Source organism: Streptomyces koelreuteriae (assembly GCF_018604545.1).
Classification (GTDB): Bacteria; Actinomycetota; Actinomycetes; order Streptomycetales; family Streptomycetaceae; genus Streptomyces; species Streptomyces koelreuteriae.
The window spans coordinates 258,097-282,304 of the sequence record NZ_CP075896.1; the positions used below are offsets into that span (position 1 = coordinate 258,097).

Below are 24,208 nucleotides of genomic sequence, written 5' to 3' on the forward strand. Positions count from 1 at the left end.
CGCAAGGGGGCGCCTCTCGCGGGGCGGCCGGGCCGGGGCCCGCCGGACGCTCCGAGGAGAGGGGAGTCGTCATGGTCCGTACGAAAACGCCCCGGGTCAGCGTGATCATCCCCGCGTACAACTCGATGCCGGAACTGACCGAGTGCGTCGCCTCCGTCATGGAGCAGACGCTCGGCCTGGACAAGATCGAGATCATCGCGGTCGACGACGGCTCGACCGACGGCACCGCGGACGAGCTGGACCGGCTCGCGGGCGGCTGCCCCGGCCTGCGCGTCGTCCACCAGCCCAACAGCGGCGGAGCCGGAGGCCCACGCAACACCGGGCTGGACATGGCCGTCGGTGACTATGTCTTCTTCCTCGACTCCGACGACTACCTGGGCCCCGACGCGCTGCGCCGCATGGTGGCGATGGCGGACGAGAACCGCACCGACGTGGTCCTCGGCAAGATGGTGTCCGTGGGCGGACGTGCCGTGCCGACGGCCGTCTTCTCGCACAACCAGCCCCGGACCGATGTCTTCTCCTCCGCCGCCTACCGCACCCTGGGCTGCTGGAAGCTGTTCCGGCGCTCGCTGATCGAGCGGCTTGACCTGAGGTTCCCGCCGTACCGCAACTGCGAGGACAAACCGTTCACCGCAGCGGCCTTCCTCAACGCCGACGGCATCTCCGTGGTCGCCGACTACGACTGCTACTACTCGCGCAACCGCCAGAACGGCAACAACCTCACCCTCACCGCCGCCGACCTGGTCCACCGCATGGACGGCACCCGGCTGTGCTTCGAGACGGTCGCCCGCTATCTGGAACCCGGCCCGCGCCGGGACCAGATCATGCGGCGCCATGTGGAGTGGGAGCTGTGCGGGCCGCTGCGCGCGCTGCTGCCCAAGGAGAGCGAACAGCAGGCGCGGGAGCGCTTCTATCCGCAGTTCCGGGAGTGGGCGCTGAGCCATGTCACCGAGGGTGTCTTCCAGCAGCTCGCCCCGCCGGACCGGCTCATCGTGCACCTGCTGCGGGCGGACCGGTACGAGGACCTCATCACCGTCGCCCGGCACGCCAAGGAGGACGCGGCGCGCGGCAACGTCGTCGACAAGGGCCGCGTCTACTGGTGCCACCCCTTCTTCCGGGACCCCGCGAAGGCGGTCCCGGACGCCTGCTTCGACGCCACGGACCGGCTCCCGGTCCGCCATGAACTGGCCGAAGCGGCGTGGCAGGGCGACGGCGGTGTGCTCCGGCTCGCCGGCCACGCCCGTATCGAGTCGCTGGGCGCCCTGGAGCCCACCACCCGGCTGGTCCTGCGCCCGCGCGGCTTTCCGCACCCGGACGTCCGCGTGCCCGTGACCGTCCGAACCGCTTCCCACCAGCCCGACGATCAGGCCACCGGTTTCCTCGTCGAGGTGGACCTGAGCACCGTCGACTCGGGCGCACCGCTGGGCGCAGGGGTGTGGGACCTCCACCTGGATGTGCGGGCCAAGGGAGTCAGCCGGACCGTCAGGCTCCGGCAGGCCGGGACCGACGCGAACGGCCAGAGGACCGCCCCGCCGCGGCGCGAGGTCGCGGCCACCACCGCGCGTCCGTTCTTCACTCCGTACGGGAACTTCTCCCTGGACATCCGGCGCACCGAGGACGAGCCGGTCTGCCAGGTGGCAGCACTCGCCTGGGACGCGCCCGGCACGCTCGTCGTCACCGGACGCCTGACCGATGACGCCGCGGGCCGCCCCGGGCCCACGGCCCTGCGCGCCGAAGGCGATTCGGGCTCGGTGCGCGAGGTGCCCCTGCGGTACGCGCCGGACGGCGGCGGCACCGGGTTCACCGCCCGCCTGCCGGTCAGGAAGCTGCCTCCGGGACGCTGGACGCTGACCCTCCGTACGGACGAGCCGCACAGCCGGATTCCCGTGCCGCCGCTGAAGGGGCTGACCGGCACCCGTTGGTTCCGCACCGCCCGGCTGGGCCGCCCCTCGTACGCCAAGCCGCTCCCCCACGGCTCGAAGGGGGCCCTGGTGCTGCGCGTGGCGCCGGTCGGCCTGGCGGCGGGCCTTCGCCGACGGCTCGGTCGACTCGGATCCGGCTCTCGCCGGTAACACCGCTCTGATGACCCGTCAGTAGGTCATCTGTCCCGGACTCTTGACTCGTACGGCGGCAGTGGTCATCCTCGTCGCACCATGGGCGAGGTCATGACAATCGGGCTGTCGCTCTCCGGCCCACAAGGCCAAGGACAGCCCGATACGTCGACCCCGCCATCCCGCCGACCGAGGGACGTGGGCTGTGACCAGTTCCGGACGCCCGTACCGCAGACGCAAGAACATCACCGTTGTGTCGCTCCTCCTGCTCGTGCTGTCGATCGCGCTCGGCCCCACACCGAGTTCGGCGGCAGGAACCGACTGGTGGAACCCGACCGCGCGGCCCGCGCCGGACTCCGGGGTCAACGTCACGGGGGAGCCCTTCACCGGCACCAACGACCGGGGCGAGGTGCGCGGGTTCGTCGACGCGCACGACCACATCTTCTCCAACGAGGCCTTCGGCGGCCGGCTGATCTGCGGAAAGCCGTTCTCCGAGCAGGGGATCGCGGACGCGCTCAAGGACTGTCCCGAGCACTACCCGGACGGCTCGCTCGCGATCTTCGACTTCATCACCAACGGCGGTGACGGCAAGCACGACCCGAACGGCTGGCCCACCTTCAAGGACTGGCCGGCCCACGACTCCCTGACACACCAGCAGAACTACTACGCCTGGGTGGAACGGGCCTGGCGCGGTGGCCAGCGGGTGCTGGTCAACGACCTCGTCACCAACGGCGTGATCTGCTCCGTGTACTTCTTCAAGGACCGCGGTTGTGACGAGATGACGTCCATCCGGCTGCAGGCCAAGCTGACGTACGACATGCAGGCCTACATCGACAAGATCTACGGCGGGCCGGGCAAGGGCTTCTTCCGGATCGTCACCGACAGCGCACAGGCCCGTCAGGTCATCGAGCAGGGCAAGCTGGCGGTCGTCCTCGGCGTGGAGACGTCCGAGCCCTTCGGCTGCAAGCAGATCCTCGACATCGCGCAGTGCAGCAAGGCCGACATCGACAAGGGCCTGGACGAGCTGCACGCGCTGGGTGTGCGCAGCATGTTCCTGTGCCACAAGTTCGACAACGCGCTGTGCGGTGTCCGCTTCGACTCGGGCTCGCTCGGAACGGCCATCAACGTCGGGCAGTTCCTGTCGACGGGCACCTATTGGAAGACGGAGCAGTGCAAGGGGCCGCAAGCCGACAACCCCATCGGCAACGCCTCGGCGGCCGCGGCCGAGAAGAAGCTCCCGGCGGGCGAGGAGGTCCCGTCGTACAGCGCTGACGCCCAATGCAACGTCAGAGGACTCACCGGACTCGGCGAGTACGCCGTCCGCGGCATGATGCAGCGCGGGATGATGCTGGAGATCGACCACATGAGCGTCAAGGCCACCGGCCGGGTGCTCGACATCTTCGAGGCCGAGTCCTACCCCGGCGTGCTCTCCTCGCACAGCTGGATGGACCTGGACTGGACCGAGCGGGTCTACGGCCTGGGCGGCTTCATCGCGCAGTACATGCACGGCTCCGAGGGCTTCATCTCGGAGGCGAAGCGCACCGAGGCGCTGCGCGACAAGTACGGGGTGGGCTACGGCTACGGCACCGACATGAACGGCGTCGGTGGCTGGCCGGGCCCGCGCGGAGCGGACGCCCCGAACAAGGTCACCTATCCCTTCAAGAGCGTCGACGGCGGCTCCGTCATCGACCGGCAGACCACCGGTCAGCGCACCTGGGACCTGAACACCGACGGAGCGGCCCACTACGGCCTGGTGCCGGACTGGATCGAGGACATCCGCCGGGTCGGCGGCCAGGACGTGGTGGACGACCTCTTCCGCGGCGCCGAGTCCTACCTCGACACCTGGGGGGCCTCCGAGAAGCACGAGGCCGGGGCCGATCTCGCGCGCGGCGCGGCCACATCGGCCAGTTCCTCGGAGTGGAGCCTGTTCACGAGCTACAAGCCGCACCGGGCCGTCGACGGCGACCGCGGCACCCGCTGGGCGAGCGACTGGAGCGACGACCAGTGGTTCCGGGTCGACCTCGGGTCGGAGAAGCGCGTCAAGAAGGTCACCCTCGACTGGGAGGACGCGTACGCGAAGGCGTACCGGATCGAGCTCTCCACCGACGGGGCGAACTGGCGGACCGCCTGGTCCACGACGGCGGGCGACGGCGGCCTGGACACCGCGAGATTCACCGCCACACCGGCCAGGTACGTACGCGTGCAGGGGGTGGAACGCGGCACCGGCTGGGGCTACTCCCTCTACGACGTCGGTGTCCACGGCTGACACCCACGAGAGGGGTTCCATGGCACGGTTGCCGTCCGCCGAGCGGCGGCGACAGCTCACCGAAGCGGCGATCAGGGCGATGGCCCGGGACGGCGTCCCCAGGACGACGACCCGGTCCATCGCAGCCGAAGCGGGCGTCTCGCTGAGCGTCTTCCACTACTGCTTCGACTCCAAGCAGGAGCTGATCGAGTCCGTCATCACCACCATCACCGGGCACTACGTGACAGTGGTGAAGGAGGCCCTGCGGCCCAGGGCCTCCTTGGAGGAGACCGTCCGGGCGGGCTTCCAGGCGTACTGGGAGCACGTCCGGGCCCACCCCGACGAGCACATGCTCACCTATGAGCTCACGCAGTACGCGCTGCGCCAGCCCGGCTTCGAGCATCTGGCGCGGCGCCAGTACGAGCTGTACGCCGAGACGTACCTGGAGCTCATCGACCAGCTGCGGCAGACCATGGGCCTGCGGCTGCGCGTCCCCGCCCCGGTCCTGGCGCGCTATCTGGCCGCCATGACCGACGGCCTGACCCTCAACTACCTCGTGCTCGGCGACGACGACGCCTGGTCGGGCATCCTCGACACGGTCACCGCGCATATCGCCGGCCTGGTGTGCGAGCCCTGAACAGGCGGGATGCACCTCGGGCTCCTTAGGCTCGTAGGGAACGGGTTCTCCCGGAGGTGACAGTCATGCGAGCCTCGCTGATACAGCTGTCCGTGGACGCGTCGGACTCCGCCGAGGAGCGCCGTCTCAGGGCGTCCTCGCTGGTCCGGGGCCGGACCGGCGACGATCTGGTGGTCCTGCCGGAACTGTGGACGGCCGGGGCCTGGGCGTACGACGGCTGGGGGCACGACGCCGAGGGGATCGACGGTCCCACCGCCGAGGCCATGTCCGCGGCGGCGCGCGCGGCCGGGGTCTGGCTGCACGCCGGATCGATCGTCGAACGGGACGCGGACGGGACCCTCTACAACACCGCGCTCCTCTTCGACCGGGCCGGTGACCTGCGCGGCAACTACCGCAAGATCCACCGGTACGGCTTCGACACGGGTGAGGCGACCATGATGGGCGGGGGCGGCGACATCGTCACCGTGCCCACCGAATTCGGGGTGATCGGCCTCGCCATCTGCTACGACCTGCGTTTCCCCGAGCTCTTCCGGGGGCTGATCGACGAGGGGGCGGAGCTGATCATCGTGCCCGCCGCCTGGCCCGCGGCCCGGCTCGCGCACTGGCAGCTCCTGACCCGCACGAGGGCGCTGGAGGAGCAGGTCTTCCTGCTGGCCTGCTGCGCCACGGGCACCCATGGCGGTATGCGGCAGGGCGGGCACAGCGTGGCCGTCGACCCCTGGGGGACGGTCCTGGGCGAGGCCGGCACCGCGGCGGAGACGGTGACGGTGGGGGTCGACATGGGCGAGGTCGCCCGGATCCGCTCCGAACTCCCCGTCCTGCGTGATCGTGTCCTCGCCGTGGGGTCCGCCGCCGGGCGGTGACCGGGCCCTCCGCCCAGGGCCTGTCGTTCGGATCAGGTCGCAGGGAATCGGCAGCGGCTTGTCATCGCCGTGAGCGGGGTCTGGCGCGTGCAGCTGCAAGGCGGAGGAGGGCGTCGACGCGATGGGGGCACCTCCCGCGCGAGCGAAGCCGAGCGTGGGGGAATCGGCAACCGACGACAACGCGGCAGATGTGTGTGCCAGACCCCGCGTCTGCGGCGTGATCCAAACGGCAGGCCCTAGACGACGCCCTGGGCCGTCATCGCCTCGGCGACGCGGAGGAAGCCCGCGGTGTTGGCGCCGAGGACGTAGTCGTCGGCGTCGCCGCCGTAGGTCTCGGCGGTGACACGGCACTGGGCGTGCACCTGTCCCATGATGGTCGCGAGCCGGTCCTCCGTCCGCTCGAAGGTCCAGCTGTCGCGCGAGGCGTTCTGCTGCATCTCCAGCGCGGAGGTGGCGACCCCGCCCGCGTTGGCCGCCTTGCCGGGGGCGAAGAGGACCCGGGCCTCGCGGAACACCTCGATCGCCTCGGGCGTGCAGGGCATGTTCGCGCCCTCGGCCACGGCGAGCACACCGTTCTTCACCAGCGCTACGGCGTCCTGGCGGCCCAGCTCGTTCTGGGTGGCGCACGGCAGGGCGATGTCGCACGGCACGTCGTAGACCGACCCCCGGGCGGAGAACCGCGCGGTCGGCTTCGCCTCGGCATAGGCGGAGATCCGGGCCCGGCGCACCTCCTTGACCTCCTTGAGCAGGTCCAGGTCGAGGCCGTCCTCGTCGACGAGGTAGCCGGAGGAGTCGGAGCAGGCCACCACGCGCCCGCCCAGGGCGTGGACCTTCTCGGCCGCGTAGACGGCGACGTTTCCCGACCCGGAGACCACGACCCGGCGTCCGTCGAAGTCCTGGCCGCGGGTGCCGAGCATCGCCTGGGCGAAGTACACGGCGCCGTAGCCGGTGGCCTCGGTGCGGGCGTGGGAGCCGCCCCAGCCGACGGGCTTGCCGGTGAGGACGCCGGCCTCGTAGCGGTTGGTGATCCGCTTGTACTGGCCGAAGAGGTAGCCGATCTCTCGGGCGCCCACCCCGATGTCGCCGGCGGGCACGTCCGTGTGCTCGCCCAGGTGGCGGTACAGCTCCGTCATGAACGCCTGGCAGAAGCGCATGACCTCGCCGTCGGAGCGGCCCTTGGGGTCGAAGTCCGAGCCGCCCTTGCCGCCGCCGATCGCCATACCGGTCAGCGCGTTCTTGAAGATCTGCTCGAAGCCCAGGAACTTGACGATGCCCAGGTTCACGCTGGGATGGAAGCGCAGGCCGCCCTTGTACGGGCCGAGCGCGCTGTTGAACTCCACCCGGAAACCGCGGTTGACCCGTACGGTGCCCTGGTCGTCCACCCACGGGACCCGGAACATCAGCTGCCGCTCGGGCTCGCAGAGCCGCTCCACGATCCGGGCCTCGGCGTACTCCGGGTGGGCCCGGAGCACGGGGCCTATGGCGTGCAGGACTTCGTGCGCGGCCTGGTGGAACTCCGTTTCCCCGGGGTCTCGCCTGCGGAGGGTGTCGTAGACGGCGTCGATGTGGGCGCTGACGTCCATACGTGCGGTGTCTCCGTTCCGGTGCGGCCGGTCAGTCGGCCTGTTGCTGTTCCGCCGCCGCCCAGCCGGTCAGGGCGCCGCGCAGTGCGGCCACCAGACGGCCGGCGGCCTCGTCCTCGGTGCGTCCGCTCTTGATGAGGTCGAGGATGTCGCGCGGGTCGAACAGCGCGTTCCACAGATAGAGGGCTTCGTCGCCGAGGTCGTCGAGGCCCAGTTCCTCGGTGGTCTGCCGCAGCGGCTCGGCGAGCGCCTCGGCCTGGGGCGTGAGGTAGCCGGTTCCTTCGCGCAGGCGCTCGAGATAGCCGCGGTGCGAGCGCATCTGGGCCATCGCCCCGCCGTGTTCGAGGACCAGGGAGACCCAGTGCCGCGAGACCGCTTCGAGTTTGGTCATGCCGCGGGTGGTCTGCCGGGCGCTGAAGTCCCGCAGTTCGGAGCCCACTTGGGCGCGGAAGGCATGCAGCACCTCCTCGACGGATGAGAAGTGGCGGTAGGCCGTCGCGGTGGACACCTCGGCGTGCTTGGCGATCTCGGCGAGGCTGACGGGCGTGGGCGAGTTCTCGAACAGTCGCGCGGCCGCCTTGATGAGGTGCCTGCGGTTGCGCTCGGTGTCACTGCGCATGGGTCGATTCCTCGTCGTGTACGGGACGGTGCTCATCGCAGGGCCGAAAGACCGGCGGCCAGGCGGCGGACACCCTCGGTGATGGACTGCGGGCTGGCAGCGTACGACAGCCTCAGGTGCCCCTCACCCCGCGCTCCGAACTCGCTCCCGGGCCGGACGGCGACGCCGTGCTGTGTGCGCAGCGCCGCCACGACCTCCACGGACGGCAGATCGATGTCGTAGCGCGGGAATTGGTAGAAGGCGCCTTCGGGTGCGCTGAGGGTGAGGCCGGGGATCGCGGACAGTTCCCTGCGCATGAGTTCGCCGCGCTCCTGGTACGCGGCGCGCATCCGGGCCACGTCGTCGTCGCAGCTCTCGACGGCGACGAGCGCGGCGTCCTGAATGACGGTGTTGACGGAGCCGTTGAAGGTGTTGTGGACGCGTGCGGCCGCCTGGATGAGCGGCGAGGGGCCCCAGAGGTAGCCGACGCGCCAGCCGGTCATGGCGTAGCTCTTGGAGAAGGTCTGGCAGTAAACGGTCCGCTCGCGCAGGCCGTCGACGGAGAGGGCCGAGGTGAAGGGGCGGCCGGTGTAGTCGAGGTCGGAGTAGGCCTCGTCGGAGACGACGATGGTGGGGGTGCCGTCGAGCAGGGCGGCGAGCGCTTCGAGTTCCTCCCGGCCGTGCACGATGCCGGTCGGGTTGACGGGGTTGCAGAAGACGAAGAGCTTGGCGTCGATGAGGGCGTCGGCGAGCCGGTCGAGGTCCCAGTGCAGGTCCGGTGCGAGCGGGACGGGGACGACGGTGCCGCCGGCCATCGCGACCAGGTCGCCGTAGAGGGAGTAGGTGGGGTCCGGGACGACCACCTTGTCCCCGGGGTCGACGAGGGACAGGATCGACGCGGCCAGTCCGGCGGTGCCGCCCTGGGTGATCAGGACGTCGCCGGCGGAGGCCGGGGTCCCGGCGGTGGCGGTGAGCTTGGCGGCGAGGGCCTCGCGCAGGGCCGGTTCGCCGAGGAGCGGCGAGTAGTGGGTGCGGCCGGCGCGCAGTGCGGCGTGGGCCGCCTCGGTGACCCGCTCGGGGGTGTCGAAGTCGGGTTCGCCCATCGCGAGGGAGACGAGGTCGGACCGGGACTGCGGCTGCTGGGTCCGGCGGGAGGCGGCGGCGATCCGGGCGACGGCGGCGGCGGTGTCGTGCAGAGGCGGCTGGGTGGTGACGATGGGCGGCATGCGCTCCTCCTGGTGACGGGGTGTCAGGCGTGCGGTGCGGTGTCGGCGGGTGCGCCCGTCCGGCGGCTGATCTCGAGGTCGGCGGAGACGTCCCGCTGGCGGGTGGGGGCGACGACGATCTCCTGGAGGACGACGCGCTGGGGCAGCGCGACGGCCAGGCGGATGGCCTCGGCGACGTCCTCGGGCCGCACCATGCCGGCGCGCTCCTCCGGCGCCGGGGGCCGGGCGCGGTTGTCGAGGATGGGGGTGTCCGCTTCACCCGGCAGCACGGTGATCGCGCGCAGGCCCTGGTTGCGGAAGGTGTTGTGCAGGAAGGTCATGAAGTTGCGGACGCCCGCCTTGGCCGCGCCGTAGGCGGCGCCGCCGAGCAGGTTGGGGTTGACGGCGGCGAGCGAGGAGACGGTGACGATGGTCCCGGCGCCGCGGTCGAGCATGTCGGGCAGGACGGCCTGGGTGAGCTGGAAGACGGCGGTGAGGTTCACGTCGAGGACCTGGCGCCACTCGTCGTGCGGGAGCCACTGCGGGTTGAGCACCGAGGAGGAGCTGCCCGCGTTGTTGACGAGGATGTCGACCGGGCCGAGTTCGCTCCGCACCCGGTCGAGGACGCGTGTCACGTCGTCGGCGCGGGTGATGTCCGCGGCGAGGGCGAGAGCGGTCCCGCCTTCGGCGCGGATGGTGGCGGCGACCGCGTCGAGGGCTTCCTGTCTGCGGCCGATCAGGACCACCGCGGCGCCGTCCCGGGCGAGAAGGCGCGCGGTCTCGAGCCCCATTCCGCTGCCGGCTCCTGTGATGAGCGCGATCGCGCCGGACGATGTCGTCACCGTTTCTCCTCCATCAGCGACATGAGAGTCACCTTGCATATGAGAATAGATTCTCAGATTGTCTGGGGCAAGGGTTCGGGCAAGGGCGTGGGCAGGGGCGGGGTGAAACCGAGCGCGCCGAACGCCTCGGCAGCCGCCCGTCCGAGTGCGCGGACCTCGGACTCGCGGTGGGCGAACCGGCGCAGCGAGGTCTCGCGGTCGATCCAGCGGAACCTGAGTTCCCGCCCCGGCCCGGCCTGCCCGAGCAGCGGCAGGGACGCCCGGGCGGCGACACCGACGATCGGGTAGCCGGCGGTCAGGCTCCGGTAGCGGCCGAGGACGATCAGCTCGTCCGCGTGCGGGATCTGCAGCGCCCCGATGGGCACCCCGTGCGACACGATCTCGGTGTCGGTGTCCGGGTGGAGCACCGGCCCGTCGAGCCTGAGCCCGACATGGTTGGAGCGCGGTGTGACGACGTAGGTCGCCTCCTCGATCACCTCGCGGATCCCCGCGATCGTCCGCATGCCGGGGGTGGGGACGACGTCGACGACCCACGGTCCGTCGTCGAAGCGCGGCACGGGCACGGGAAGCCGGAAGAGCTGCGCCTCGAACGGGCGGTTTCTGAACCCCCGGAACTCCGTCTCCAGCAGGACCCGCGAGCCGGGGGCGAGGGCCTGCCCGAAGCCCATCCGGGCGTCCGGGGCGGCGCTGCCCAGCAGCGTTTCCGTGCTCAGCGTTCCGTTCACCGCCAGATAGGTGCGGGTCCCCCGGCTCATGTCGCCGCGGATCCGCACCTCGTGGCCCGCGGGGACGACCAGCGGCGACCAGCCGTCGGCGGGCGAGCCCCCGACGGTGACCTCGGCGGGTGCGCCGGTCACCGCGAGCAGCACGTCGGCGTCGGGCACGAGGGCCAGTTCGCCGCCCAGGTTCTCCAGCAGGGTCGCGCCGCGTGGGTTGCCCACGAGGAGATTGGCCACGGCCGCCGAGTGCTGGTCGGCCGCTCCCCCGGTGGGAACGCCGCGCTGTTCCGTGCCGCTCCGGCCGAGGTCCTGGAACGTGGTGATCCAGCCGGTGCCGGTGAAGTCGAGCGTCACGGTCGTCATACGGCCACCTCCGTCGGCAGCAGGAAGCCCTCGCCGAGCGCCTCGGCCTCGTCCCGGGTGACGGGGACGAAGCGCACGACGTCGCCGGTGCCGAAGGACACGGGGTCCGGGCGGGAGATGTCGACGATGGTGTGGGGCGTGCGTCCGACCACTCGCCAGCCGGTCGGGCCGGGGAACGGCTGGATGATCGCGTTGGTCCCGGCGATCATGACGGCGCCGGGGGCGACGTCCGTGCGCGGCTCGGCCCGCCGGCGCACCGGCCGGGGCACCTTGAGGCCGTCCATCATCGGGGCCATCGCCGCGCCGAGGAGGCAGATGGTGAAGGTGGAGCGGGCGATCGCCTCGACGACATCGGTGGTGGCGAGGCCGAGTTCCTCGGCGACGGACCCCAGGTCGGGGCCGGTGTCGTCGTCGAAGACCACGGGGATGGCGAACGTCCGCACCTGCCGCGTGCGGGCCGGTCCGTCCGTGGGTGACGGCGCCCACCGCGCCACGAGCCGCGCCGCGTACTCCACGTGCTCGAACGCGGTCAGCAGCGGGTCGAACTCGACGAGCAGGGATTCGAGGCCGGAGACGACATCGAGCACACCGTGCGGGCGGTGCGCCAGGAAGCGGTCGCGGAACGCCACGATCCCGGCCCTGCGGATGGCCTGGTCGGTATGCGGGATGGTCACCATCACCGCCGAGTCGCCGTAGGGCTCGACGGTGAGGTCGCCGTACTGTGCTGTGGTCATCACCTGGTGCGCCCCGCCCTCAGCCGGCGAGCGCGACCTCCGCCTTCTGCGCCAGGACCTCGCGCAGGCCGCCGACCTGGATGCCCGCCTTGTCGAGCGCGGCACGCAGCGCGGTGCCGTTCGCGAGGACGGTCGGGTGGTCGCCGTGCAGCAGCAGGACGTCGGCGTCATGGCCGAGCGGGACCACGTTGCCGTTGACCGAGCGCACCGTCCCCTCCCGCACGACCTGGGCCGAACGCTCGCCGATCAGCTCCGGGTCGTAGATGAGTCCGCCCTCGTGGGAGCGGGGCACGGGCATGCCGTCGTCGCCGTAGCCTCGGTCGGCGAGGAAGACGTAGCCGACCTCCAGGCCGCGCTTGCGTGACTCCTCCGCGAGCAGGCCGCGCTGGCAGATGACGATGTAGTCGGTGTTGTACGCGGCGATCGCGTCGGTGATGGCGCGGGCGTGCTTGGCGTCGGTCTGCGCGATCGAGCCCATGCGGCCGTGCGGGGCGACATGGCTGATGGTGCCGCCGTGCACCCGGGCGAAGGCGTCCAGGGCGCCGAGCTGGTAGAGGACGTCGGTGCGGATCTCCTCCTCGGTCGCCTCGATGAGCCGGCGGCCGAAGCCGACCAGGTCGGGGTAGCCGGGGTGGGCGCCCAGTTCGATGCCGCGCGCGACACAGTCGGAAACCGTCCGGTCCATGATGCGCGGGTCACCGGCGTGGAAGCCGCAGGCGATGTTCGACGAGGTGACCAGGCCCAGCAGGGCCTCGTCGTCGCCGATCGTGTAGTTGCCGAAGCTCTCGCCGAGGTCGGCGACGACGGCTACGGAGTTGATTCCCATGGTGTCTCTCCTCGTGGGGGGGGATGGTTCAGCGGGCCGCGAGGGGCCGGCCCTTGGTCTCGCGCACGAAGGCGATCGCGACCAGGGTGATCAGGGCGGTGATGATGGAGGCGAACGCCGGGACGAGGTTGGAGCCGGTCGACTCGATCAGCTCGGTCATCACCAGCGGGGCGCTGCCGCCGAAGATGATCGTGGAGAGGCTGAAGCCGATGCTGTAGGCGGAGTAGCGCACGGTCGTCGGGAACATCTCGGCGAGCACGGTGTGCACGACGGCGGCGTGCCCGGAGAAGGCGATCGCGAGGACGATCGTGCCGACGCAGGCGAGCCCGAACTCGCCGGTGGTGATGAGCCGGAACATCGGGTACGAGACGGCGGCCATGGCGACGGCCGAGCCCGCGAGCACGGGCTTGCGGCCGATCCGGTCCGACAGGCGGGCCATGAGCGGGATACAGACGACGATGGCAACCAGGCTGACCGCGGTGACCGTGAGCGCCCGCAGCATCGAGAAGTTGTGCTCGCCGAGCGAGGTCTTCAAGTAGGTCGGCATGTAGACGAAGAGCAGGTAGTAGCCGGGGCCGTTGAGGGCGGGCAGGAAGATCGTGAGGACGATCGCCTTCAGATGGCGCCGGTTGGTGAAGGCCTCCCTGAGCGGGTTACGCGCGACGGTGTTCTGCTCGCGCAGCGCCGTGAAGTGCGGGGTCTCCTCCAGCCGGCGGCGGATGTAGAAGCCGACGTAGCCGAGCGGGACGGCGAGCAGGAACGGCACCCGCCACGCCCAGGAGGTCATGGAGTCGTCGCCGAGGGTCGTGATGAGGACGGCGGAGAAGGCGCTGCCGAACATCAGGGCGACGAACGAGCCGACGGCGATGAAGCTCATCATGTAGTTGCGGCGGGCGTCCGGGGCGTACTCGCCGACGAAGGACATGGCGCCGGCCACCTCGCCGCCGGCGGAGAAGCCCTGCAGCACGCGCAGCAGCACCAGCAGGACGGGCGCGGCCACGCCTATGACGGCGTGGGAGGGGATGAGGCCGATGGCCGCGGTGGCCGCGGAGATCAGTACCAGGAGGGCAGCGAGCAGGCTCTTGCGCCCGAGCCGGTCGCCGAGGTAGCCGCAGATCACGCTGCCGAAGGGGCGGGCGACGAAGCTGACGAGGAAGCCGACGTTGGTGAGGAAGAGGCCTCCGGCCTCGGCCTCTCCCATGATGTTGATCGCGAGATAGGTGACGAGCAGGCCGTAGATGCCGTAGTCGTACCACTCGACGAAGGAGCCGATCGAGCCCGCGACGGTGGCCTTGCGGACGACCTTGCGGTTGGCGGAGACGACGTCGACCGCTGCCGCGCCGGGCGCATCGGACGATGCCTCGTCACGGTCTGAGGGGATGTCGAGCCGATCTGACGTAGTCATACGCGTTCACTTTCGGTGTCGCGGACTCCGGGGACGGTGTCCTGAGGATCGTGCGCCGAGCGGAGTGAGGGCCGGTGATCGCTCATGCGCCGAGGTGCGCCCACGAAAGGTGGGGGCCAGGAGGGGAAAGCGGTGACAGTGCCTCAGGGGCGGGTGACCACGGCACTGTTCGAAGGCGGCCCGCGCCCGAGGGGGCGGGCGGAAACGTCACGGTGGAAGACCGCGGAACAGCGCCGGAGCCGAGTTGCGACTGGAATCGCGAATGAGAATAGGTTCGCATTCTCGGGTGGTCAAGGATGCGTTCACCCTCTGGTCAAACTCGCGCTCCCGCCCCGGTCGCGCCCGTCGGGCACCCCTTGTGCCGCACGTCCGATGGATGCACACTGACTGACGCGAAACGCGAAAGGTTTCGCATTTTCTGGAAGGATTCTGCGATGACCCAGGACAACGTGCGCGTCAACACGGCGTGGGAACGCGTCGACGAGCAGGTGCTCAAGCGGTTCCGCGCCCACTCCGTGGCCAACCTCGGCGACGCCCTCGACCGGCTGAACATCGTCGACGGAGGCATCGCCCCCATCTGGAACGGCGCCGCGGCCGTCGGCACGGCGCTCCCGGTCCTCACCGTCGCGGGCGACAACAAGGCCGTGATCGAGGCGCTCGAGCACATCCGCCCCGGCGACGTCCTCGTCATCAACGCCTTCGGCTACGACGGCCGCGCGATCATCGGTGACAACCTCGCCCAGCGGTTCGCCGTGCACGGTGCGGCCGGCGCGGTCGTCGACGGCTATGTCCGCGACGCCGCGATCATCGAACGGCTCGGCGTCCCGGTCTTCGCGCGGGGTCTGACTCCGGCCGGGCCCTTCAAGAACGGCCCGGGCACGATCGGCGAGGCCGTCGCCATCGGCGGTGTCGTGGTGAACCCGGGCGACATCGTCGCCGCCGACGGGGACGGCGTCATCGTCATCCCGCCGCACCGCGCCGAGGAGGCGCTCCGGGCCGTGGAGGAGATCGTCGCCCGCGAGGCCGCGCTCGACGCCGAGGTCGAGGCGCTGCGCGCCCAGGCCGTGCGGTGACCGGCCGGGACCGGGTGCCGGGCCGCCTGCGCGTCGCCGTCGCCGCCCCGCTGTCCGAGGAGAACGCCGCGCTCGTCCGGCGGCTGGAGCCGCGGATCGACCTCGTCGTCGACCACGCCCTGCTGCCCCCGATGCGCTGGCCCGCCGACTTCGCGGGCGATCCGGACTGGCGGCGCGGCCCCGAGCGGCAGCGTGCCTACGAGGCCGCGATCGACTCGGCCGACGCCCTGTACGGGATCCCCGATGTGGACCCGGCCGCCCTGGCCCGTGCCGTCCGGGCCAATCCGCGGCTGCGCTGGGTGCACACCATGGCCGCGGGCGGAGGCGGCCAGGTCAGGGCCGCCGGGCTGAACGCCGAGGAGCTCGGCCGGGTCCTGTTCACCACCTCGGCCGGGGTGCACGGGCGTCCGCTCGCCGAGTTCGCCGTCTTCGGTGTGCTCGCGGGAGCCAAGGATCTGCCCCGCCTCAACCGCCAGCAGCGCGACCGTGAGTGGAGCGGCCGCTGGACGATGGGGCAGGTGAGCCGGCAGACCGTGCTGGTGCTCGGGCTGGGCGGGATCGGCCGGGCGGTGGCCACGGCACTGCATGCCCTGGGCGCGACGGTCATCGGCACGAGCAGAAGGGACGTCACCGTCCCGGGTGTCTCGACCGTGGTGCATCCCGACCGCATCACCGAGGTGGCTCCCACCGTGGACGCCGTCGTCAACACGCTCCCCGGAACCGAGGCGACCGAACACCTCCTCGGCAAGCGGTTCTTCGACGCCCTGCGGCCCGGGGCCACGCTGGTCAACGTCGGTCGGGGCTCTGTCGTGGACGAGGCGGCCCTCGCCGACGCCCTCGACTCCGGCCGGGTCGGCTTCGCCGCGCTGGACGTCTTCGAGACGGAGCCGCTGCCGGACGGCAGTCCGCTCTGGCACCACGACCGGGTGCTGGTGAGCCCGCACACCGCCGCGCTCGACTCCTCGGAGGACCGCCTCATCGCCGAACTCTTCGCCGCCAACGCCACCCGGCTCCTCGACGGACAGGAGCTGGTCAACCGGGTGAACACCGTCGAGTTCTACTGAGCCACACCCTGGCTGCGGCTCAGCAGCATCGGCAGGGTGCGGTCCAGCTCCCGCCACCAGTACGGCGGCGAGTGGGTACCGGCGTAGAAGTGCGTGCTCACCTGGACACCGGCCCTCCTGAGACGGGTGGCGACGGCACGCGACTCCTCCCCCATCAGGGTCTCCGTCGGCGAGATCACGTCCTCCGGGAACGGACGGTCCGGGTCCTCCAGACCGGGGACGTGCGGATCGGGTTCGGTGCCCGGCGGGTCGAGCTTTCCTGCCCGGCCGTCGCCGCTGGACAGATGGACGCGGGTGCCCCGCAGACGTTCGGCCAGATGGTAGGGGTCGTGCGCCTGCCAGATCGCGCGCTGGGCCACGGGATCGCCCCACAACGCCAGCCAGTCGAGACCCAGATAGGTCATGCCCGCCCGTACGGCGTGCGGATGCTGCAGCGGGTGCACGAATCCGCTGTAACTGGCCACGGCACGGAAGAGCCCCGGGTGCCGAGCCGCGTAGGAGAGTGCGCCGAAACCGCCCTGGGACTCCCCTGCCGCCACCCGCCGGGTGCCCGCGCCGTAGTCGCGCTCCAGCAGGGGCAGCACCTCGCGCAGATGGAAACTCTCGACGGCGGGCGGTCCGCCACGGCCGTGATTCCACCAGTCGCTGTAGAAGCCGTACAGCGGCATCTCGGGCATGACGACGAGGGTGCCGCGCAACTCCGGCTTCTTCTGGACCTCGTACTCCCTGGTCCAGGCCTCGTGGTCGCCGTCTCCTCCGATGAACAGATACAGCACCGGCCATCGGTCGTCCCGGCCGCGCCGCTCCCAGCCGTCCGGGGTCAGCAGCCGGACGCGCGCGTCGCGGCCGAGGGCGGCCGAGCGCACGGTGAGGTCGACGATCCGCCTCTCCGTCCGCTGCTCGTCCACGACCCGTGCACCCTCACGAGCACGACCATGGGCTGCGGCCCGCTGCGCCCCGGGCACCAGAAGACCTGCCGCGCTCACCAGCGCCAGGAACCGTCGACGGTCAGCCATCACGTCTCGCACGATACGAGCCCCGGACACCCCTCACCCGGGCGACACGACAGCGCCGGTGCAGCGAACAGGACCCGCCCCGATGCGGATGGTGGGCGGGTCCTGCTCGTGGGGTCCATTGTCGGGAGCGCGGGTCGGCTGGGCCATGAGTGTGAACCGTCGGTGTGCGCGCGGCGCGCACACCCCGTGCGCACGGGCGCACCTCACATGGCAGCGCACATCGGGGGTACGCCCATAGGTGTGACCCCGGGTTATCCCGGTCGGCCTGCGGTGACGATACTGGCAGGCACACCCGCTCCCAGCTCACAGATGGACCCATGCCTCTCTCCTCCACCGTCCGCCCGCAGACGCCCGCCACGGTGTGGCTGGCGCGCGGCCGTCATGCCTCCGGTGCCGCGGAAGACGTTCTCCGGTGCTCGCTCCAGCAGCGCAAGGACAGTCGGGACATCGACGACTTTCTGGAATTGCCCGAGGCCGAGGCCGGCCCGTCGGAGCGGGTCTTCGAAGCCCGCTGGCAGGTCGGTGACGGGGTGACCGTGCGGGCCCGGCTGAGTGTGACGCCCGGCCCGGACGGCGAGGGGCAGGAGTGGATCCTGGTCGCGGAGGCCGAGGAGCCATGGAGCGACGACTGGCCGTCGCCGACCGGTTTGATGTGGCCGAAGGAGCCGGACGCCGCCTGGGACCGGGACGGCGCGGATCTGTCCCTGCGGGAGATCAATCCGCTCCCCCAGGACGACAAGGAGACCAAGCGCCTGCTCCGGAACGCGGTGCGCGGCGGCTGGCACATCCATGTGGTCGTCCACGAGGCGATGACCACGGACGAGAAGGGCCGCATGCCGATCGCGCGGTGGCTGCCGCCGGGCCTGCGGCCCCGGGTGGTGGAGCACCGCGCCCTCCCGCAGCAGTCGCGCGGGCTCAACTGGGCCCTGCGGGACTCCGGCGTGCAGGTGGCGCGCGGCGGCGCCGTCGTGCTGCCGGGCACCCCGGCACCGGAGGGGTACGACGCCGAGGACTTCTCGATCCGCGCGGTCTTCCTCGACGGCTCGGAGCCGGCCGACCTCGTCCACGCGGTGAAGCGGTTCGGCGCGCTGCCGCGGCCCCTGCCCGACGGCGCCGAGAACGCCCTCAAGGCGCTGCGGGAGGACTGGCACCTGCTGAATCTCCAGGAGGAGCTGGACCGCCAGCGCGGTCTGGTGGCCATGTACGCCGACGCGCTGGAGGCCATGACGAAGTCCCGCGACCTGTACCGGGAGGCGGCCGAGCGCGCCCACGAGGCCCTGACCGCCTACCAGGAGTCCGACGGGACCGCGCCCGCGCGGCAGCAGCCCTCCGGTGCTCCCGTCGGGTCCCCGCTCCAGCAGCTCACACGGACGTTCGAACGCTTCAAGGGCAAATCCCAGCGCCCCGTGGCCCCCTCCCGGGACGAGCACTAGGAAGCCTTCCTCGCGGGGCGCACGTGTCAGTCGTGGCCAGGTGGATACGCGGTCCGTACGGCAGTACGGCCCGCCCGGGAAGGTCCTCCACGCCATGGGCAACGACCAGTACCACTCGGAGACGACTCTCCGCGTCAACGGCAAGCCCCACACCCTCACCGTCGACCACCGGCGGGTCCTGCTGGACCTCCTGCGGGAGGATCTCGACCTCACCGGCGCCAAGAAGGGCTGCGACCACGGCCAGTGCGGCGCCTGCACGGTCCTGGTGGACGGGCGGCGCGTCAACAGCTGTCTGCTGTTCGCGATCGCCCTCGACGGCTGCGAGGTCACCACGATCGAGGGCCTGTCCGGCGACGGTGAGGAGCCGCACCCGCTGCAACAGGCCTTCCTGGAGCGTGACGCCTTCCAGTGCGGCTACTGCACCCCGGGCCAGATCTGCTCCGCGGCCGGTGTGCTCGCCGAGGCGGCGGCCGGTCATCCCTCGCACGTCACCGACCCGGCGACGCCCTCCGGTGAGCCGGTGCCGCTGAGCCGGGAGGAGATCCGGGAGCGGCTGAGCGGCAATCTGTGCCGGTGCGGCGCGTACCCACGGATCGCCGAGGCGGTGGAGGACGTGGTCCCGTGAAGGAGTTCGCCTACGTCCGTGCCGCGAGCGTGGAGGAGGCGACCTCCGCGTACGCCTCCCACGCCGGCGCCCGCTATCTCGGCGGCGGCACCAACCTCGTCGATCTGATGAAGCTCGGCGTCGAGCGGCCCGCCACCCTCATCGACATCACCCGGCTGCCCCTGGACGCGGTGGAGGAGCTGCCCGACGGCGCGCTGCGGATCGGGGCGCTGGTCCGCAACAGCGACCTCGCGGCCCACCCCCTCGTACGCGACCGGTACCCGGCGCTGTCGCAGGCGGTGCTCGCGGGTGCCTCGGGACAGTTGCGCAACGCGGCGACGACCGGCGGAAACCTGCTCCAGCGCACCCGGTGCCCGTACTTCCAGGATGTGTCGAAGCCGTGCAACAAGCGTGAGCCGGGCAGCGGCTGCGGCGCGCGGGACGGCGTCCACCGCGATCACGCGGTGCTCGGTCACTCCGCGCACTGCGTCGCCACCCATCCCTCGGACATGGCGGTGGCGCTGGCCGCTCTGGACGGGCGTGTCGAACTGTCCGGGCCGGACGGTGCCCGGAGTGTCGCGGCGGCGGACTTCCACCGGCTGCCCGGGGACCGGCCCGAGCAGGACACCGAGATCCGGCCCGGCGAACTGATCACCGGCGTGGTGCTGCCCGCTGTCACGGCCGGGCTGCCGTCGGCGTACCGCAAGGCCCGTGACCGTGCCTCGTACGCCTTCGCGCTCGCGTCCGTCGCGGTGGTGCTGCGGGTGTCGGACGGTGTGGTCGTTCATGCCGGGCTCGCCTTCGGGGCGCTGGCGCACCGGCCCTGGCGGGCCCGGCGGGCGGAGGAGGCGCTGCTGGGCGCGGCTCCGACCACCGCCGCGTTCGAACACGCCGTCGACCTCGAACTGTCCGCCGCGCGGCCGCTGCGGGACAACGCGTTCAAAGTGCCGCTGGCCCGCAATCTCGCCGTGGACGTGCTGTCCCGGCTCGCGGAACCGGCGCTCACGCGGAGGACTCCATGACCGGCAGCGTGGGTGCTCCCGCCGAGCGCCGGGAGGGACGGGAGAAGGTCAGCGGCACCGCCCGCTACGCCGCCGAGTACCCCTCCCCCGGCCGGGCCCAGGCCTGGCCCGTGCCGGCGACCGTCGCCCGGGGGCGGGTGACCGGCGTCGACACGGAGGCGGCCCTCGCCGTGCCGGGTGTCCTCGCCGTGCTCACCCACGAGAACGCGCCGCGGCTCGCCGAGCCGGACGATCCGACGCTGGCCGTGCTCCAGGACGCCCGGGTTCCGCACCGGGGCTGGTTCGTGGCCCTGGTGGTGGCCGAGACCTTGGAGGCGGCCCGGGCCGGTGCCGCCGCGGTCCGGGTCGCCTACGACGCCGAAGAGCACGACGTGACCCTCACCGCCTCGCACCCGGGCGTGTACGTGCCCGAGGAGGCCAATGGCGGTCATCCCGCCGTCCGTGAACACGGCGACCCCGACGGAGCCTTCGGGTCCTCCGCCGTCCAGGTGGACGTCGCGTACCGGGTTCCGCCGCTGCACAACCACCCGATGGAACCGCACGCCAGCACCGCCCGCTGGGACGACGGGCGGCTGACCGTGCACACCTCCAGTCAGGGCGCCGGTGCCGTACGGGGCGTGCTCGCCGGGTTGTTCGGCGTTCCGAAGGACCGGGTCGTCGTCACCGCCGAGCATGTCGGCGGCGGCTTCGGGTCCAAGGGCACGCCCCGGCCCGACGTGGTGCTCGCGGCGCTGGCGGCACGGCAGACCGGGCGGGCGGTCACCGTGGCCCTCCCCCGCCGGTATCTGCCCGCCGTCGTCGGGCACCGCGCTCCCACCCTGCACCGGCTGCGCCTCGGTGCCGACACGGACGGCCGCCTCACGTCCCTGGTGCACGAGGTCACCACCCACACCTCGCGCATCAAGGAGTTCGTGGAGCAGGCGGCCGTGCCCGCGCGCGTGATGTACGCGACGCCCCACAGCCGTACGGTGCACCGGGTCGCCGCCCTGGACGTGCCCTCGCCTTCGTGGATGCGGGCGCCGGGCGAGGCTCCGGGGATGTACGCGCTGGAGTCCGCCATGGACGAACTCGCCGAAGAGCTGGGCATGGACCCGGTCGAGCTGCGGATCCGCAACGAGCCGGACGTCGAACCCGACAGCGGCAAGCCGTTCAGCAGCCGGCACCTGGTCGAGTGTCTGCGCGAGGGTGCCCGGCGCTTCGGATGGGCGGGGCGCGATCCACGCACGGGCTCCAGTGGGGAAGGGCCCCTGCTGCTGGGGACGGGCGTGGCGGCCGCGACGTATCCCGTCATGGTGTGGCCCGCCGCGGCGACGGCCCGCGCGCTGCCCGACGGGACGTTCCTGGTGCGGATCAACGCCACCGACATCGGTACGGGGGCCCGGACCGTGCTCGCGCAGATCGGCGCCGACGCCCTCGGGGTGCCGCTGGAGCGGGTGCGCACGGAGGTCGGCAGCAGTGAGCTTCCGTCGGCGCCGCTGGCGGGCGGCTCGTCCGGCACGGCCTCCTGGGGCTGGGCGGTCCACGAGGCCTGTTCGCTGCTGGCGCGGCGGCTGGCCGAGCACGCGGGGCCGCTGCCCGGGCAGGGTCTCGACGTCCGTGCGGACACCGGGGGCGTGGCGGAAGCGGAGAGCGCCTGGGCCCGGCACGCCTTCGGGGCGCACTTCGCCGAGGTCGCGGTGGACACGGTCACCGGCGAGGTCCGGGTCGGCCGGCTGCTCGGGGTGTACGCCGCCGGGCGCATCCTCAACGCCCGCACGGCACGCTCCCAGTTCGTCGGCGGCATGACGATGGGGCTGGGCATGGCGCTGACCGAGGGCAGCACGATGGACGCCGCGTTCGGGGACTTCACCGAGTCGGACCTGGCGTCGTACCACGTGCCCGTGCACGCCGACATCGGCGAGATCGAGGCGCACTGGCTCGACGAGGACGATGCCCGTCTCAACCCGATGGGCAGCAAGGGCATCGGGGAGATCGGCATCGTCGGGACGGCCGCGGCGATCGGCAACGCCGTGCACCACGCCACCGGCGTCCGTTTCCGGGAACTCCCGCTCACGCCGGACCGGGTGCTGGCCGGGCTGCTCGAGCGCCGGGGGACGAACGACGACCGGACCGGACCCGCGGCGAGCGGATCCGGTCCGGTACGGCGGTCGTAGACGTCACTCCGCCATACTGCGTGCCTCGGTCGCCGGCAACGGCGCCCACTGGCCGCTGACGAGCGGCGCCACCGCGCGGAAGACCAGCGAGACGAGGGCCAGCAGCGCCGTGCACACGGCGGCACCGGCGGCGAACCACGGCGGGGCGAGCGCGAGGTCCACGGCCCGGGTCAGGGACGCCGACGGGAAGGAACTCCCGTACGCCTGCGCCCCGGCCAGCACCGTGGGCACCACCACCGCCCCGACCAGCACCGGCGCCACGGGGCGCAGGGCCAGCAGCAGCGCCAGCACCGTGCAGAGCACGGACAGGCCGAGAGCTATGGCGTGCAGGTCCAGGGAGGCTCCGCCGCGCTGCAGCGGGAAGTGGGCCACCGCGCATACGGCCAGGCCCAGAGCCGTCAGCCAACTCGACCATGCCATGGACCTGGTGAGCCGCTCCGTCGCGCGGTCGCGGTCCGACGGTGCGGAGTCGAGGGTCCGGCGGGTCTCGCGACGCTTGGCGGGCCGGACGGGTGTCAGGGGCTGTGTGGTCTCGGCATCGGGGGCCGGAGGCGCGGCGGGCACCCGGCCGTTGCGGTCCAGCCGCTCCAGGCCGAGGCGGTCGATCAGCTCCACCAGCTCCCCGACGGACCGGCCGGTGGCGGCCGCGCGGAGTGCCTCCTCGCGGACGTGGGGCATCTGCGGCTCTTTGTGCAGCAGGGTCACCAGCCGGGTCACTTCCTCCACCGGCCGGTGGGCGGCCGCGGCCCGGATCGCCTCGTCCGCGCTGTCGGCGTCCCGTGGGGGCTTCGTCAGCAGGGCGATCATCCGGCTCACGTCCTCCACGCGCCGCTCCACACCGGCCGTACGGAGGGCGTCGACCATCGCTTCGGCGTGGTCGGGCGACTTCCCCAGCGATGTGATGAGGGCGACGACCTCCTCCAGGGGCCGGTCGACCACGGCGGCGTGCACCAGGTCGCTGACCGCGTCACCGTACGGCGCGGGAACCGGCCCCGTGCCGGGCCGCAGCTCCACGGGATTGTCGTCCAGCGACCGAATCACGAACGGCCGCGCCCCCGACTGCTCCACGTCGGCCCGGTCCGGACCGGGGCCGTCGAGCGGGGCGTGCGGTGCATCCACCGGCTCCTTGCGGAGGCCCGTGGGCGGGGTGGAGGGCCGCGCCGGCTGGTGGGACGACCCTGCGGCAGCGGGCGGGGCGGACGGCGGGCTGACGGGGTTCGGGCGGGGGCCCACAGGCGCGGCGGCCTGACGATCCGCCTGCTGAGCCCCCGAGACAGCGGGCTCGGCCGAGAGCGGCCTCACCGGGTTCGCAGAGGGACCCCCGGGCGCGGCGGACTGACGGTCCGCCTGGGGAGACCCTGCGGCGGCATGCGGGGCGGACGGCGGGCTCACCGGGTCAGGGCGGGGGCCCGCAGGCGCGGCGGACTGACGGTCCACCTGGCCCGGCTCCGAGTCAACGGGCTTGGCCGACGGCGAGTTCACCGAGTTCGCAGGGGGACCCTCGGGCGCGGGCGATGGCCGGTCCGTCTGCTGCGGCGCTGAGACGGCGGGCTCGACGGGCGGCGAGACCACCGGGTTCGGGCGAGAGGGCGCGGCCGACGGCCGGTCCGCGTCGTCCGAGCCGGGGGCGGCGGACCGGTCGAAAGCCACAGCCGCCTCGCCCGAGGCAGAGGCAGAGGCAGAAGCAGGGGCAGGGGCAGGGGCAGCAGCAGAGGCAGACGCAGGGGTCGCCGGGCGCGCCGGCTCCTGGTCCGTCGGGGCCGCATCGGGGC

The 24,208-nt window shown here is 72.1% G+C and carries 20 protein-coding genes; 10 read left to right on the forward strand and 10 right to left on the reverse strand.

Features of this window, described 5'->3' with window-relative positions; translation table 11 throughout:
- The first annotated feature begins 71 nt into the window (after positions 1-71).
- From KJK29_RS01135 to KJK29_RS01150, 4 genes are all read left to right on the forward strand, one after another.
- Positions 72-2,072, forward strand: a complete 2,001-nt coding sequence (locus KJK29_RS01135; RefSeq protein WP_215116694.1) for a glycosyltransferase family 2 protein — start codon at positions 72-74, stop codon at positions 2,070-2,072.
- 184 nt (positions 2,073-2,256) lie between these two features.
- On the forward strand, positions 2,257-4,317 hold the full coding sequence (locus KJK29_RS01140; RefSeq protein WP_215116695.1) for a galactose-binding domain-containing protein: 2,061 nt from the start codon (positions 2,257-2,259) through the stop codon (positions 4,315-4,317).
- 19 nt (positions 4,318-4,336) lie between these two features.
- Positions 4,337-4,933 (forward strand): TetR/AcrR family transcriptional regulator, encoded by a 597-nt coding sequence (locus KJK29_RS01145; protein ID WP_215116696.1) that lies wholly within the window; start codon positions 4,337-4,339, stop codon positions 4,931-4,933.
- Between the two features lie 65 nt (positions 4,934-4,998).
- Complete coding sequence (locus tag KJK29_RS01150) at positions 4,999-5,796, forward strand: nitrilase-related carbon-nitrogen hydrolase (protein ID WP_215116697.1); 798 nt, start codon at positions 4,999-5,001, stop codon at positions 5,794-5,796.
- 236 nt (positions 5,797-6,032) lie between these two features.
- Here KJK29_RS01150 and gdhA read toward each other — a convergent pair whose 3' ends face one another.
- The 8 genes from gdhA to KJK29_RS01190 are packed head-to-tail and all read right to left on the reverse strand — an operon-like array spanning position 6,033 to position 14,071.
- Positions 6,033-7,379 carry an NADP-specific glutamate dehydrogenase gene (gdhA, locus tag KJK29_RS01155; protein ID WP_215116698.1) on the reverse strand — a complete coding sequence of 449 codons (1,347 nt, stop codon included), beginning with the start codon at positions 7,377-7,379 and terminating at the stop codon, positions 6,033-6,035.
- Between the two features lie 31 nt (positions 7,380-7,410).
- Entirely contained in the window at positions 7,411-7,998 is a 588-nt protein-coding gene (locus tag KJK29_RS01160) for a TetR/AcrR family transcriptional regulator (RefSeq protein ID WP_215116699.1), read from the reverse strand.
- A 32-nt stretch (positions 7,999-8,030) separates the two neighbouring features.
- Entirely contained in the window at positions 8,031-9,203 is a 1,173-nt protein-coding gene (locus KJK29_RS01165) for a pyridoxal phosphate-dependent aminotransferase (protein WP_215116700.1), read from the reverse strand.
- Positions 9,204-9,226: 23 nt separating this feature from the next.
- Positions 9,227-10,024 carry an SDR family oxidoreductase gene (locus KJK29_RS01170; protein ID WP_215116701.1) on the reverse strand — a complete coding sequence of 266 codons (798 nt, stop codon included), beginning with the start codon at positions 10,022-10,024 and terminating at the stop codon, positions 9,227-9,229.
- 53 nt (positions 10,025-10,077) lie between these two features.
- Positions 10,078-11,106: a 5-oxoprolinase subunit C family protein gene (locus KJK29_RS01175; protein WP_215116702.1), complete on the reverse strand. Its 1,029-nt coding sequence runs from the start codon at positions 11,104-11,106 to the stop codon at positions 10,078-10,080.
- The gene (locus KJK29_RS01180; protein WP_215116703.1) at positions 11,103-11,840 is read right to left on the reverse strand and encodes a 5-oxoprolinase subunit B family protein; all 738 of its coding nucleotides are present in this window, start codon (positions 11,838-11,840) and stop codon (positions 11,103-11,105) included. Before KJK29_RS01180 ends, KJK29_RS01175 begins: the two co-directional genes overlap by 4 nt.
- A 19-nt stretch (positions 11,841-11,859) precedes the next feature.
- A complete protein-coding gene (locus tag KJK29_RS01185) occupies positions 11,860-12,666 on the reverse strand; it encodes a LamB/YcsF family protein (protein ID WP_215116704.1) in 807 nt (268 codons plus the stop codon).
- Between the two features lie 28 nt (positions 12,667-12,694).
- Complete coding sequence (locus KJK29_RS01190) at positions 12,695-14,071, reverse strand: MFS transporter (protein ID WP_215116705.1); 1,377 nt, start codon at positions 14,069-14,071, stop codon at positions 12,695-12,697.
- A gap of 434 nt (positions 14,072-14,505) precedes the next feature.
- Here KJK29_RS01190 and KJK29_RS01195 point away from each other — a divergent pair, with 434 nt between their 5' ends.
- The gene (locus KJK29_RS01195; RefSeq protein WP_215116706.1) at positions 14,506-15,144 is read left to right on the forward strand and encodes an RraA family protein; all 639 of its coding nucleotides are present in this window, start codon (positions 14,506-14,508) and stop codon (positions 15,142-15,144) included.
- Positions 15,141-16,208 (forward strand): D-2-hydroxyacid dehydrogenase, encoded by a 1,068-nt coding sequence (locus tag KJK29_RS01200; RefSeq protein WP_215116707.1) that lies wholly within the window; start codon positions 15,141-15,143, stop codon positions 16,206-16,208. The genes KJK29_RS01195 and KJK29_RS01200 overlap by 4 nt, the downstream gene beginning before the upstream one ends.
- Here KJK29_RS01200 and KJK29_RS01205 read toward each other — a convergent pair.
- Positions 16,202-17,116: an alpha/beta hydrolase gene (locus KJK29_RS01205; protein WP_251057667.1), complete on the reverse strand. Its 915-nt coding sequence runs from the start codon at positions 17,114-17,116 to the stop codon at positions 16,202-16,204. The two genes, KJK29_RS01200 and KJK29_RS01205, sit on opposite strands and share 7 nt — an antisense overlap.
- A 425-nt stretch (positions 17,117-17,541) precedes the next feature.
- On the opposite strand from KJK29_RS01205, the gene KJK29_RS01210 reads away from it, so the two are divergent.
- The 4 genes from KJK29_RS01210 (at position 17,542) to KJK29_RS01225 (ending at position 22,436) form a co-directional block, all read left to right on the forward strand.
- On the forward strand, positions 17,542-18,657 hold the full coding sequence (locus KJK29_RS01210) for a hypothetical protein (protein WP_215116709.1): 1,116 nt from the start codon (positions 17,542-17,544) through the stop codon (positions 18,655-18,657).
- Positions 18,658-18,751: 94 nt separating this feature from the next.
- Positions 18,752-19,282 carry a (2Fe-2S)-binding protein gene (locus tag KJK29_RS01215; protein ID WP_215124101.1) on the forward strand — a complete coding sequence of 177 codons (531 nt, stop codon included), beginning with the start codon at positions 18,752-18,754 and terminating at the stop codon, positions 19,280-19,282.
- Entirely contained in the window at positions 19,279-20,283 is a 1,005-nt protein-coding gene (locus KJK29_RS01220) for an FAD binding domain-containing protein (protein WP_215116710.1), read from the forward strand. Before KJK29_RS01215 ends, KJK29_RS01220 begins: the two co-directional genes overlap by 4 nt.
- Positions 20,280-22,436 (forward strand): xanthine dehydrogenase family protein molybdopterin-binding subunit, encoded by a 2,157-nt coding sequence (locus KJK29_RS01225; protein WP_215116711.1) that lies wholly within the window; start codon positions 20,280-20,282, stop codon positions 22,434-22,436. The genes KJK29_RS01220 and KJK29_RS01225 overlap by 4 nt, the downstream gene beginning before the upstream one ends.
- A gap of 3 nt (positions 22,437-22,439) precedes the next feature.
- On the opposite strand, the gene KJK29_RS01230 is transcribed toward KJK29_RS01225, so the two are convergent.
- Positions 22,440-23,555 (reverse strand): hypothetical protein, encoded by a 1,116-nt coding sequence (locus tag KJK29_RS01230; RefSeq protein WP_215116712.1) that lies wholly within the window; start codon positions 23,553-23,555, stop codon positions 22,440-22,442.
- Between the last annotated feature and the right edge of the window lie 653 nt (positions 23,556-24,208).